The 14,084-nt window shown below is 35.5% G+C and carries 8 protein-coding genes and 1 pseudogene; 1 reads left to right on the top strand and 8 read right to left on the bottom strand.

Going from position 1 to position 14,084, the window contains the following annotated elements; genetic code table 11:
* Nucleotides 1-13: 13 nt before the first annotated feature.
* The 8 genes and pseudogenes from IPP61_21225 to IPP61_21190 all read right to left on the bottom strand — a co-directional run bounded on the left by IPP61_21225 (nt 14) and on the right by IPP61_21190 (nt 12,420).
* Nucleotides 14-1,720: a RagB/SusD family nutrient uptake outer membrane protein gene (locus IPP61_21225; GenBank protein ID MBL0327645.1), complete on the bottom strand. Its 1,707-nt coding sequence runs from the start codon at nt 1,718-1,720 to the stop codon at nt 14-16.
* Nucleotides 1,721-1,758: 38 nt separating this feature from the next.
* A pseudogene (locus tag IPP61_21220) lies at nt 1,759-4,899 on the bottom strand (SusC/RagA family TonB-linked outer membrane protein).
* A 40-nt stretch (nt 4,900-4,939) separates the two neighbouring features.
* Nucleotides 4,940-5,845: a carbohydrate kinase gene (locus IPP61_21215; GenBank protein MBL0327644.1), complete on the bottom strand. Its 906-nt coding sequence runs from the start codon at nt 5,843-5,845 to the stop codon at nt 4,940-4,942.
* Nucleotides 5,846-5,849: 4 nt separating this feature from the next.
* Nucleotides 5,850-7,166, bottom strand: coding sequence for a sugar porter family MFS transporter (locus tag IPP61_21210; protein MBL0327643.1), 1,317 nt, complete (start codon nt 7,164-7,166; stop codon nt 5,850-5,852).
* A gap of 189 nt (nt 7,167-7,355) precedes the next feature.
* Entirely contained in the window at nt 7,356-7,586 is a 231-nt protein-coding gene (locus tag IPP61_21205) for a helix-turn-helix transcriptional regulator (GenBank protein MBL0327642.1), read from the bottom strand.
* A 59-nt stretch (nt 7,587-7,645) separates the two neighbouring features.
* Complete coding sequence (locus IPP61_21200; GenBank protein ID MBL0327641.1) at nt 7,646-9,925, bottom strand: substrate-binding domain-containing protein; 2,280 nt, start codon at nt 9,923-9,925, stop codon at nt 7,646-7,648.
* 270 nt (nt 9,926-10,195) lie between these two features.
* Nucleotides 10,196-10,759, bottom strand: a complete 564-nt coding sequence (locus IPP61_21195; protein MBL0327640.1) for a Crp/Fnr family transcriptional regulator — start codon at nt 10,757-10,759, stop codon at nt 10,196-10,198.
* Nucleotides 10,760-10,866: 107 nt separating this feature from the next.
* Nucleotides 10,867-12,420, bottom strand: coding sequence for a SulP family inorganic anion transporter (locus tag IPP61_21190; GenBank protein MBL0327639.1), 1,554 nt, complete (start codon nt 12,418-12,420; stop codon nt 10,867-10,869).
* Nucleotides 12,421-13,104: 684 nt separating this feature from the next.
* Between IPP61_21190 and IPP61_21185 the strand changes: the two genes are divergently transcribed.
* On the top strand, nt 13,105-14,007 hold the full coding sequence (locus IPP61_21185) for an exo-alpha-sialidase (GenBank protein MBL0327638.1): 903 nt from the start codon (nt 13,105-13,107) through the stop codon (nt 14,005-14,007).
* Nucleotides 14,008-14,084 lie beyond the last annotated feature (77 nt).

The raw sequence follows: 14,084 nt of genomic DNA, 5'->3' as shown, positions 1-14,084 counted from the left end.
GATGATTTAAATTTTAATAGCCAGGGTTCTGCTTATACAGACCATTGGTAAAGGTGATCTCAGCCTGAGGAATAGGCAGGTATTCATCTCTTCCAGCTGTAAATTTCGCAGTAGCTAAAAATGTCCTTCTGGTTTTTTCCTTTTCAACATACTTGTTAAGAGTTTGTTCCGCGATTCCCCATCTAACCAGGTCGAAAAACCTTGATCCTTCTGTTGCAAATTCTAAGCGTCTCTCCCACTGAAGTGCTTTGAATGCAAAATCCTTGGTCCAATTGTCACCCGAGTAGGGTTTGGTATTATAATTTGAAGCAAACGATCCATCAAGTTTTTTCAATCTACCAGTACTTTTGGCAGCTCTGTTTCTAATCTGGTTTATCAAAGGCAGAGCTTTGTCTTGGTCTCCCAATTGTATAAAAGCTTCGGCTTGCATTAGAAGTACATCATCATATCTGATAACATCATAGTTTTTTGCAGTTCCCATAAAAGGTCCCAACTTGAAATATGAACTACTTGACGCGAGTTGTTGAAATCTCATAGTATGGAAATTTCCATATACACCAGGGTCACGAACCCAACTATTACTAAACAACTTCGTGTTATCATATTTATAAACGTGTCCATCAATACCAACTGTATGATCCAGTCTTGGGTCAACAGTCTGCTTATTTAAGTCAGCATTAGATTCATTGAAAGTATCAAAATTTGGCAATCCGTTGGCGTCTGTAGTATAGGCATTCACAAGATTTTGACTACCTGCATGGAACCCGCAGCATCCATATTGCGGAGCTCCATGAGGATAATTCAGGCCATCTTCATAGCTCATTCTTCCGGCTGTAGTACCATCATTTACAGTAAATTGAATAGCAAATATTGACTCTGGGCCATTTTCTGTTTCAGGAACAAAATTATCAGCAATATCATCACTCAATCTATATTTTCCAGATGAGATTATTGACTGTGTAAGTGTAACCACTTCCTGCAATCTTGTTTTGTTGATATTCACAACTTTATGACTGGCATCTTGTTCATAAGCCTGATAAAGTCTAAGTTTTGCCAAATAGGCCTGAGCAGCATACTTATTTGCTCTTCCTATTTCTGACTGATTTGCCGGAAGGTTTTCAACAGCAAATTGAAAATCAGCAGCTATTTTATTCCATGATTCTTCGTTTGAGAGAGTATTTGAAACTTTAAGTATATCCTCATCTGAAACCGTTTCATCAAAAATAGGAATATTCTTATACAAAGTTTTCATCGTAAAATAGCTGTGAGCTCGTAAAAATCTAAGCTCAGCCAATCTTACTTTTTTATTCGGAAAACTAGCTTCATCAAGGTTGTTTACAGCCCTTAGAGCTACATTTGCTCTTGAAATAGACTTAAAAAGGTTTTGCCATGTACGAGTTACAAACGCCCCCATAGTGGGAGTTACAAGGTTATAATGCTCCAAAGCATCAATTTCTCCGACATCTCCGGTACCGCCACCACCTTTATAAGTATCATCAGACCTTACTGAGCCATAAGCCCACATACTGTAAATTGGTCCAATCATGTCGCCATTGCCAATCGCAGCATAGGCGGAAGTTACCAGTCCTTCTACCGCAGTTGGGGCTGTCAGGTCAGACGATGATAGAACACCTTTCGGCGTATAATCCAACATGCTTTCACATGAGCTAAAAGCTATCAGGCTGGAAGTCAGAAAAGTTATTAATATTTTATTTTTCATTTCTTTATTTAAATTAAAATTCAACATCTTTTTAAGAATTAAAAGAAAGCATTAATGCCCACAGTAAATGTTTTAGGAATTGGAACAGGATCAAGGTCTATTCTCTCAGGATCTGGGCTTAAATAACTTTTACTTTTAAACCAAAACAGGTTTTCAGCCATTCCGTAAACTCTAAGCGTAGAGAAAACTTTATTTGGAGTAATATTGTAACCCATTTGAATATTTCTCATTTTGAAATAGGAAGTATTAACAATAAAGTAATCAGAAGTACGTCCTTCACCATTGTTATCTTTTAGAGTCAAAGCAGGTACATTAGTATTAGTATTTTGTGGTGTCCATGCATCAAATACTCCAGGCCCTACATTCTCTCTGCTTCGCATAAGATTGTTAAATACAGTATAAACATCAAATCCCTCTCTCCCGGCAACTCAGGAACCAAATACAGAGAAGTCCAATTTCTTATAAACTAAATCTAATCTTAGGCCATATTCCAATGCAGGTAGCGTAGTTCCAATCCATGTTCTGTCCAAATCATCTATTCTTCCATCATTATTAATGTCAACATATTTAATTCTTCCAGGACCGGCTCCCACTTGTGCAGGTGCTGCATCAACTTCGGATTGCGATTGGAATAAACCATCTGTTTTATATCCAAAAATGTCAAATTGAGAATGCCCAATAATAGTATTAACAAGGTTACCGGCGTAGGCTGGGCGGACATTTTCAGGTAGTTCTGTAATTTTATCCCTGAAATGCGTGAAGTTTGCAGTAATATTATACCTAAAATTATTATTGGTAATTCCTTTATATCCTAATACAACCTCCCAACCTTTATTTGATTTTGAAGCTCCATTTACAGCTTTGGTTTGCCCTTCGCCCAAAGTAGCTGCAACAGGTGGTGTAATCAAAATTCCTGATGTTTTTCTTGTGAAATAGTCAAATGACCCAAATAGTTTATCTTTTAAAACTGCAAAATCTACTCCCACATTTAATTCATCGGTAGTTTCCCATTTTAAAGCCGAATTTGCCGCTTGAGTTTGAACAAAACCTGAAGGTAAAGTACCGCCATTAGCTCCCGAGAGCGAATAAGCTGTGCCAATGTTCATATATTGTTCCCAAAAACCACCAACCAATTGTGCCTGGGTTGTTCCGTATCTGGTGTCAAAAAGCCCAAATCGTGCAAGGTCTCCAATCTGTTGGTTCCCAACGCGACCAACACCAACTCTGGCTTTAAGTTCACTAAAAACCTTATTTCCATCCATGAAATTTTCTTTGTCAATTCTCCAACCGGCTGAGGCAGCTGGGAAAATACCAAAGCGATTTTCGGCTCCAAAACGTGATGAACCATCTCTTCTAACTGTTAATGCCAAAAGATACCTATCAGCATGATTATAATCAATTCTACCAAATTGAGAAAGAAGACTATGACCAGTGGAACTTCCGGTTAGTGTCGTATTTCCAGTTCCTGCGTTAAGGGTAAAATAATCTTCAGTTTGCAAAGCATATCCTTCTTTTTTGCTGAACTGATAATCCAGATTAGTTTTGATATATTCAGTTCCTACCAGGAATTTGAAATCATTGTTATCATTCAGTTTATAATTATATCGTGCCGTATTTGACCATGTCGTGCTCAAATAGTGATTTTGGTCGTATGCCAGGCTGTTTGTAGTTCTGTTAAATGCCCCTTCAGAGAATGTTGGAGTTATTACTTTATTTAGAAAGGTTGCATTGTCTGCACCTAAATTTGATTTGATAAACAAATTTTTTATTGGCTGAATTTCAAGGAAAATATTTCCAAATGTACTCAGCCTGTTAGCATTGTTCCATTTGGCTATATCCTGCATGTGAAGTGGGTTGTTTCTATCGGAATACCCACCACCTGAGGCACCGGCATAAGTTGATCCATCTTTTTGATAAACCGGTATTGTTGGTGCCAGGGTTACCGCAAGAAATGAAGTGGCTGCACCTCCCAAATCTCTGGCTGTAAGCGTCTCATTTGAGTTTGCAATTCTTAAATTTATTCCAAAGCGGGCTTTATCATTGAAAGCTCTTGTCAGTGCATTAATACTTCCACTTAATCTTTCATAACCAGTAAATTTCAACATACCGGTATTTTTTAAGTGACCTAAATTGATTTCCAGAGATGAAAACTTATTACCGTAGGAAGCTGTCAAATCGTTTTTGGTAACAATACCTGTTTTATACATAACTGACTGCCAATCGGTATCTCCAACCGGAGTATTTTGGTCTCCACCCACAAATGGTTTTACGGTTACTCCATTAAGAACTGGGTTTGAATAGCTATTATTCCAATCAAAATTGTAGATTTCTCCGTAACCCGCTGCAGGATCCTGGCCGTCGTTTATAGAAGCTTGCCAAAGTGCCTTACCTCTATCAACCGCATTTAGCATTGTAAAACGCATTGATTTCTCTGATTGAGTCGAAATGCTACTATTAAATTGAAATTCAACTTTTCCATTTGTATCACCACCGTTCTTAGTAGTTACGATAATTACCCCGTTGGAGGCTCTTGCACCATATATTGATTCTGCGGAGGCATCTTTCAGTACTTGCACTGATTCAATATTTGCAGGATTCATATTTTGGAAAACCTCTGGTCTGGTGGTTGGAATACCATCAATGATATATAATGGATCATTATTTCCTAAAGTATTTGCCCCTCTAATCAATATTCTTCCATTAGAGCCGTTGGGTGAGCCATCTTTCTCAATATATAAGCCGGATACTCTACCCTGGAGTGATTGCATGGGGTTTCCCGAACTATTATTTTTTACAGGTTTTAAATCGACAACTGCCACCGAACCAGTTAAGTCTGTTTTTTTCTGAGTGGTATATCCTACTACCACAACTTCACTCAATTCAGCTCCCGGAGCCAATTCAATCAAAAGATTATTTTGACTTCCATCGACAACTACTTCTTTAGGCTGATAGCCAACAAACGAAACATTCAATATTGTGCCTTCTTTAGGTATCTCCAAACTGAATTTCCCGTTTACATCAGTAGATGTACCCTTAGTTGTACCTTTAATAATTACACTGGCTCCAATTAGATTGTCATTTATATCGCTTCCTTTAACAGTCCCCGTAAGGGTTCTTTGGGCAAATGCCAGCTGCAGGGAAAGCAACATTGCAATAAAAGATAATAAAGTTTTTTTCATCATTCTGTTAAGTTTTAGTTATACATTTTTAAATAATTAATTATAATTCGCTCATTTTGAGTCTTTTATTTATAAAATACTGAACATCCTGTTCATTAACTTTTGGTGTTGCTCCGTCTTGCTGAGCAACCATTGCTCCAGTGGCACAAGCTTTGGTCAAAGCATCCTGAATTGGTTCGTTTCGAAGAAAATTGGAAATGAATGATGCTAAAAAGGAGTCACCGCTACCAATTGTATCTTTTACCTCAACAGGGAATCCTTCACTGAAGAAAAACTGGTTATTATGGTACAAAACTGCACCTCGCTCACCAAGTGTAACACAAATTGTCTTTACACCAAAGAGCTCAGAGATACCTTCAATTTTATCTTGTTGTGTGCCAGTTTTGTCAAACCATCCTGTAACAATTTCTAATTCATCCTCATTAAGTTTGAGCAAATCAGTATTTTCCAGCAAGAACCTGATATTACTCTTTTCAAAAAATGGCTTTCTGAGATTGATATCAAAAACACGATATTTTGAAACGTTTAACAATTCTTTTAATGAATTAAAAGTAATGGCCGATCGGGCTGCCAGACTTCCAAAAATCAAACAATCTGCTTTGCTGGCTATTTCCAGGGCATCTTCAGTCAATTCTATATAATCCCAGGCAACCGGCTCAACAATCTTATAAGTAACACTATTTTTATTATCAAGATTAACCTTTACAATGCCGGTCAAATGTGTTTCACTTTTTTGAATAAAATGAGTGGGCAGGCCGCAACTTTCAACAAATTCCAACAGTTCAATTCCCATATCATCATTTCCTACCTTGCTAATCAAATTCACATTATTGCCAAAATTCTTTAAATGAATCGCAACATTCATTGGAGCACCTCCAGGCATTTTTCCAGCAGGTAACATATCCCACAACATCTCTCCAAAACAGACTATTTCTTTATTTTCCATATCCTTAGTGAGCAATGATTATTTGTTCCATATTTTCAAGCGTTTTTCCTTTAGTTTCGGGCATTATTTTCAAAGCAAAAACTAATTGAAGCACCATCATAAAAGCAAAAAAGCTGAATACTATACCTCCACCGAAGGTTTCGGCTATATATGGAAAAGTAAAAGTGATGATTGATGCCATAAGCCAATGGGTAAAACTTCCTAATGCCTGCCCGTTTGCCCTCACTTCATTAGGAAATATTTCTGAAATAAATACCCAGATAACTGCACCTTGTGAAAAAGCAAAAAATGTTATGTAAGCGAACAGGTAGAAAGGAACATTCATGCCCATATTTTTTGTATAAAAGGCTTGTGCTACCAGAATTAGCGTAAGTATTAGACCGCACGATCCAACAATCATTAATATTTTACGGCCAAATTTATCAATTAGAGAAATCCCTAATAATGTAGAAACTAAGTTGATCAGGCCAATTCCTGCTGAAGATAGTAACGCTGAATCTTTCCCTATTCCAGCCATTTCAAAGATCCTTGGGGCAAAATAAATAATAGCATTTATTCCGGAAACTTGATTAAACACCGCAAATAAAACAGCCAGCATAATTGGTTTACTATATGCTTTTTGAAACAAGTTGACATGTACTTTTGACTTTGTATTTTTTATAGATTCAATTATTTTTTCAGCAGATTCACCATCAATTGTATTTAAAATAGTTCTGGCAGTGGAGATATCTCCTCTTTTCAAAATCAACCATCTGGGACTCTCGGGAATAAAAAATACTGTTATAATAAAAATCAATGAAGGGAAAGCCTGAACACCCAACATCCATCTCCAGGCATTTTCACCAATTCCGGAAAGTAGAAAATTTGATAAATAGGCCATGAGGATACCAAAAACAATATTGAATTGGAACATAGCGACCAATCTGCCTCGTTTTTGTGCTGGTGCAATTTCGGATATATATAAGGGAGCTACAACAGAAGATACTCCTACTCCAAGGCCACCAAAAAATCTGAAAATTAAAAAAATTGGCCAGTCAACAGCATAGGCTGTGCCTATTGAAGAAATTAAATAAAGTAAGGCAATAATTAAAAGTGAGATTTTTCGTCCAAATTTATCAGCTGGAAATCCGCCTATTATAGACCCAATTACGGTTCCGATCAAAGCGATAGAAACAGTAATTCCATGCTCAAAAGCATTTAGGTTCCATAGCTTTTGAAGTGTTTGCTCAACTCCAGATATTACTGCCGTATCGAAACCAAATAGAAAACCTCCCAGGGCTGCTGATAAAGACCAGAAAAAAATCTTTAAATTTTGATTCATTGTAAACTTTGTAAAGTTTTTGATGAGCCAAAATTATTTTAATAATATCGGGGAAAACATCAGTATTGAATCAAATACTATCAATTTTGATTCAATTGTATAAGTTGCTATAGATTAATATTTTAAGTAATAAAACAACCTTAACAATTTGAAATAATTATAATTTTGTAACAAATTATTTCACTATTGTTACCCATTGGAATTTTTCCATTCCGTAGGAGTTTGGTTAGTTTTTTGTTTAAAGAATGTTGTGAAATAGCTGGGTGAATTAAAGCCTAATTCATAAGCAATTTCAGCAATGTTAAGTTCTTGTTCCTTTAATAAAATTTTTGCTTTTTGAAGCTTATATTCCCCAATATAATCTGCAACATTTTTATTTGTTAATGCTGAAATTTTTCTAAATAACTGAACTCTGGACATACCCAGCTCCTGACTTAATTTTTCAACCGAAAGTGTGCTATCTTTAATGTTCTTATCAATTAAAGCTTCAACTCATATAAAAACCTTCGTTCGCCTTTTTGTAAATGATTCGGAGTTAATACTTCATTAGAAAACCGTTTCCTCATTCTATCCCGATTTTCAATTAAACTTTTTATTTTTTCTTCTAATAGCTGCTGGTTAAATGGTTTCATTATATATGCGTCTGCTCCGGCTTTTGTCCCTTCAATTTGGCTTTCAATTTGACTTTTTGCTGTCAATAAAATAACGGGGATATGTGAGGTTCTGAAATCAGCTTTTACTTTTTGAGTTAAAGTGAAACCATCCATACCAGGCAACATTACATCACAAATAATAACATCAGGAATGTAAGATAATATTTCTTCCCATCCTTTTTCTGCATTATCATTTGCAACCACTGTATATGTCGTTTCAAGTTTTTTTGTTAAAAAATTGTTTAAATCATGATTATCTTCAATAAGAATTAGTGTGTTTTCAAAAGATTGATTTGGCTTATTTGGTTGGATTATAGTTTCAGTTTCTTCAAATTCTTTATTTATTTTTTGTTCAATAAATGTATTTTTTCCAAACAAATTCTGATCGCTTTCAATAACGGGAAGTATTATCTTAAATGTAGTTCCTTTCCCTTTTTCAGAAGTAAGATTGATTTCTCCTCCATGCAGCGAAATAAACTCGTGTGATAGTGCTAAGCCTAATCCTGTTCCTAATGAAATATTTTTGTTTCCTCTGTAAAATAAGTCAAAGGCGTGTTCTTTATCTTCTTCATTCATCCCAATGCCATTATCAGCAATGTTTATCTCAATTTTATCAATATTTTTCAAAATTGAAATATGAATAAGACCGCCTTCCAGTGTATATTTAAAAGCATTAGAAACAATATTGAACAATACTTTATCCAATTTTTGAGGGTCAAAGAATGCCGTTAATTCTTTAAAAGGAGTTGAAAATTGCAAATCAATTTGTTTTTGTTTGGCTTTTACTTTAAAATCGTCAACGATTTCTCTAATAAAACCGACCAAATCCTGGTTACTCAATTCAATTTCCATTTTCCCCGCATCCAACTTCCTCATTTCAAGTAATTGGTCCACTAATCCTAACAGGCGATTTGCATTTTTATAAATTAATTTTAATGTTGAAGTAATTTCCCTTTTATCAGAACTATTTCTTTGAATTAAATCTTCTGTTGGTGTTAAAATTAAGCTAAGTGGGGTTTTAAATTCATGGGAAATATAAGAGTAAAACCGCATTTTATCTTCAGTAGCTTTACTAGCAAGTTTTGAAACTTTTTCTATTTCATTTTTTTGTTCAAGTATGGCTTTGTTCCTTTCTTCCAATGTTTTATTAGAGCGTTGTTTCTCTTGCAAAAGGAAAAATAAAAAGACTCCCAATATTATCACAATAGTTAGCAAAGCACTTATAAAATAAAGTCTGTTTCGCTGAGAAGAATATGTCCTATTTAGATCATTAATTTTTACAATTTCTCGCTCTATTTCAACCTGTTGCTCTTTTATTTTTTGAATTTGAGAGAGCATTATATCTACGTTTTCTGAATTAATTACATTTGTTAAAAGCTTATTGTCTTTATTGTAGGGTTGTTTATTTAGTATTTTTACTGCAGTTTGAATAGCTTCAGCCCCGCCGGTTGGATAAAGTAAAGTAGCATTCAATGTTCCGTTTTTAACATCTCGCATCCCTTTATTTACGGGTATTGCATCTATACCTACAAAAAATAAATCCTTAGTTTTTCCAGCTTTTTTGGCAACTTTATAAGCTGAGAATGCAAGAAAATCTGTGTGTGCAAAAACAATATTCGTTTCCGGGTATTTTTTTAGTATTTTGGGTAATTCTGTGTCAAGAATTTCTATCCCATTTCTTACTTCAATTGAATTGACTATTTTTAGATTGTTTGAGGCCGAAATTGCATCTATGAATCCCTTGTTTCTTTCAATGGCAGGAGAAGATGTCATCTCAAGTTGAACCTCTAAAATATTTCCATTTCCTCCAAATTTACTTGCAATATATCTTCCTGCAGTTTCTCCAATTTCATAATTATCAGCACCAATAAATGCTGTATAATTGTTGGAGTCAGTTTTTCTATCTACAAGTATTACAGGAATCCCAGACTTGTAAATTTCTTCAATCGCTGAGGTAAGTGGTTTAGCTTCATTCGGTGTTATTATTAGTAAGTCGAATTTCTTGTCAACTAATTCCTTTAATTGTTCTACCTGTTTATCAGTAAAGCTATAGGCTTCTATTATCTCCATCTCTATTTCAGGATGAAAGGCAAGTTCTCTCTTCATTTCGCTATTCATTACATCCCTCCATTCGTCATGACAACATTGAAGGAACAAAATTCGAAATTTAGGTTCCTGTTCATGATTACACGCCACAAATTGAAATGCAATAAAAAGAATAAGAAATAAGAGGAAATTTTTCTGTCTCATAAAGCAAATCTAATATTATCGTTTTTAATTGACTTTAAAACTTAGAACAATTAATTTCAATAATGTTACATTACCTAGATTCTTATTTATTATACACTTTTCTTAACACGAAATGAACCTAAATAATCATTTGACTGTAGCCCTGATTCTGCTCAGGCTTACCTGTGTGATTCCCAGATAGGAAGCGATATGTTTTAGAGGAATTCTTTGTAGTGTTTCAGGTTTTTTTGAAAGCTCAGCATAACGTTCGGTGGCATTATGAAACTGCAGGCTTTCGAGTCTTTGGAGTGTTTTAATATGCTCATTTTCAAATATTAACCTAAAAAGCCGTTCAATGTCGGGATATTTGTCATAAAGTTTGAACAATTGCGTAGCATTGATGGCCATGACTTCAGAATCCTCCAGCATTTGAATCCCTTTTGAAGATGGATTTCCACGAAAAAGGCTCTCTACCCTCACTACAATTTCATTTTCAAAAGCAAAATGTTCGGTGATGTCATTGCCATCTTTGTAATAATATATGCGGGCAAGGCCTTTTTTAATAAAATAAATAGTACGGCAGGTGTGCCCTATATCCTGCAAAATTTCATTTTTCTTTAAAGACTGAAGAATTGTAATAGATTCCAATTCTTCAGCGGCATTATCCGAAAGCTTTAAAAAGGTATCAAAATGAGCGAAAAGGGCTTTCATATCCAGCATGACAATTGGATATAAAATTAATGCGATTTTTCTTTAAAAACACAAAACTATGGAGAATGTAAATGAACGCAATTATTCTTTGAGTTTATAATTCCTCCTCAATGATGCCTCAAAACCGAAACTTTGGAGATTCCTTTCATTCTAAGCTCAATATGTTTAATGTGAGCTTTTTGTTTGTATTCTTCAATGATTTCCAGTATGTCATAATCAATATACACCGAATCCTCTCCATTGATTTCTACGATGGCATATTCGGGAATTTGATCCAGCAGCTCCATTATCTTTTTCTTGTTTAAAAAACTCACATTGTTGGCCAGGTCAATTACATAGTGGGGATTATGACCCGTCTGATTGACATGATATGTATAACCTGCCCTGTAAGTATGTTTGATGATAAAAAAGATAGAATACACAAAGCCAATCACCACACCAATGAGCAAATCAGTAAACAAAATAGAGCCAACTGTAAACACAAAAGGAAGGAGTTGCTCACGTCCCTGTTTCGCCAAAGCCATAATCATTTTTGGGTTGGCGAGTTTATAACCCGTTCTGATCAGGATTACCCCAAGAATCGCATAAGGGATTTTATTTATTATTGGCAAAGCCAGGGTTATGGCAAGAAGAATCCATACCCCATGCATGATAGCAGAGGTTTTGGTCCGGGCACCGGCTTGTATATTGGCACTGCTTCTTACAATCACGGAGGTAACCGGTAGTCCACCCAAAATGCCACTGAAGAAATTTCCGATACCTTGTGCAAACAGTTCCTTGTTTTGGGGAGAAATCTTGTGATGCGGGTCCATTTTGTCCACCGCCTCAAGACTTAAGAGGGTTTCTAAAGAAGCAACAAAACCTATCACAACGGCACTTCTCCAGATATTGCTGTTTAAAATATTGGCATTAAATAAATTTAGCTTGAAATCTTTGAATGTATCAGTGGGAATATTTACAAAATGTGAAGCGTCGATACTGAGTCGGTCGGGAAAAAGCAAAAACAAGATCCAGGCAAATCCACTCGATAGGGTTACTACCAGAAATGTAGTAGGGAAAATCTTGGTCAGAGCTTCAAAATATTTCTCTAAAACCCAAAACAGGGCATAAGTAAAAATTGAAATTATAATAATTCCGGGCGAAATACTTAATGCAAATGACTGCAAAGTGCCAAAAATGTGGTTGAGCGTCAATAGGTTAAAAAGGGTGTCGTTCCAAAAATCAGGTTTGTTGTAACCGAGAACGGTGGGTATCTGCTTTGAAATCAGCAGGATACCGATTGCCGACAGCATCCCTTTGATTACCGCCGAGGGTACCAGGTGAGTGAAGCCGCCAATCTTAAATAGCCCCAATAATATTTGGAATACCCCTGCAATGCTTACAGCCCAAAAGAAAAACTCCAGACTTCCGAGATCGGCAATGGCCTGGGCACAGATAGCAGTAAGTCCGGCTGCAGCACCACTTACACTCATGTGTGAACCACTGAAAATTGACACCACGATACCCCCGATTACAGCAGCAATTAATCCTGAGATCAAGGGTACATCAGAAGCAAGTGCTACACCTAAACTAAGAGGTAATGCAACAAAAAAAACGGTAATACTTGACTTGAAATCGTGTTTTATAAAGGATAAAAAGTAGTATTTTGATTTACGGCTCATTACAATATATGATTTATTTCAAAAGATCAACAATCTCAATGCGTTAAACAATCTGTTTATATGGATTTTTCTGAAGTATTTTGCTTTATTTAGAAAAGTTAGTTTTCCAATTTTTAAGAAAATAAAACCCCCTAGATGATAATAATTTGGACTGCGAAAATTTAAAGGAAATTTTAGGTTTCGAAAAGCTGGAAGGCAATTGTTTTTTTGGTGAAAAGTAAAATCACCAGAAAAATTATTGTAGAAGGAATACTGAAAAAAACACATCTTAATTACCGGCAATTCACAAAATATGGCTTCCGGATATGAAATTTAATAATATATAAGCATCAATCCGATTAGGTGGTATTCTTTTGATAGAAAGTTTTCAAATTCGATATTTAAGTACAAATTCTTCTGAAAATGTTAACATTTTTTATGTCGGTTTATCGCAGTTTTAGAATTCCGGAGACTTTTTTCAAATCATTGGAACTCCCGGGTAAAAAGTATTACATTTATTATTTTACAATTCCTTTACACATTTTTACATAATTAATAATTCCCTAAAATTTTATCAACATACTTTTACCCTATTATTTCACGAAACCATTTTTTGCAATGAATATTTTGAAAGTATCTTTTTTAGTCATTTTTCAAATTTTAGTTTTTCTGTTTCCGGTTTCCGAGAATCCTTTCTTAAAACCCATGCCTCAGTTTCTCAAAAGTAGCGATTTTGGTGGAAGTAATGTGATTTTTCAGTCACTTGACTATGGCAAAACCTGGCAGGATATCAGCAATGGCTTGCCCGCACACATGGAGGACCCTGAATTTTTAACAAACAGTAATAAGCTTTACATACACTCAAAAGATGAAATGTATACTAGAAATTCAAATTCATTGTCTCCTGCCTGGGAAAAAGACCCTGCACTCAAAATACATGGTGAAATTTCAATGTGTAAGTCGGGAATGTATGCAGTTGCCTACAATGGAAAGATTTCGAAGAAAAATCCAGGAACAAATACATGGTCACCTGTTTTCAAAAACCTTCCTATTGATGAAAATCCCGGAAATTTAACCGAATTAAAAAGTGGCGTCTTTATGATTGCCGGGGATAATGGACTCTTCAGGTCTTCAGATGGTGGAAAGACCTGGAAAAAAGTGCATAAAGGTTCTATGGGGAATATTCAGGAGACCAATGGGGTGCTATTGGCTACCAGTCAGGAAGGAATCATCCGTTCAACAGATAATGGGGTAAGTTGGAAAAAAGCTGTAAGTGAGGGTGGGGTAGGTATTTATCTTGCCCGTATAAAAGATGGATTTGTGGGTATTACATATAACACCACTTCAAAGACCCGAAGGGTGAGAACTTCAAAAGATGACGGAAAAACCTGGCAGGCCATTGATGCCGGACTTCCTCCGCATGCTAACATTGCGAATGTGATACAGGCAGGCAATTATTTTTATTGCGGTCACCCCAAAGGCATCTACAGATCTTCTGATAAAGGAAAACACTGGGAACTACTCCATCCGACAGTGGATGATAAAGTATTCAATCTCACCGTTTCAGGAAAAGTGATTTATGCAATTGCTAAGAATGAGGGGTGTTGAATTGCCCATCATAATTATTTTTTAAATACTGTTTAATATTGTATTGCGAAGGTTAATATTTTAATGGCTGCAAAAAG

The sequence above is a fragment of the Cytophagaceae bacterium genome (genome assembly GCA_016722655.1).
Lineage (GTDB): Bacteria > Bacteroidota > Bacteroidia > Cytophagales > Spirosomataceae > Leadbetterella.
Note: the sequence above shows the minus strand (reverse complement) of the source record. Positions and strands in the feature narration are given on the sequence as shown.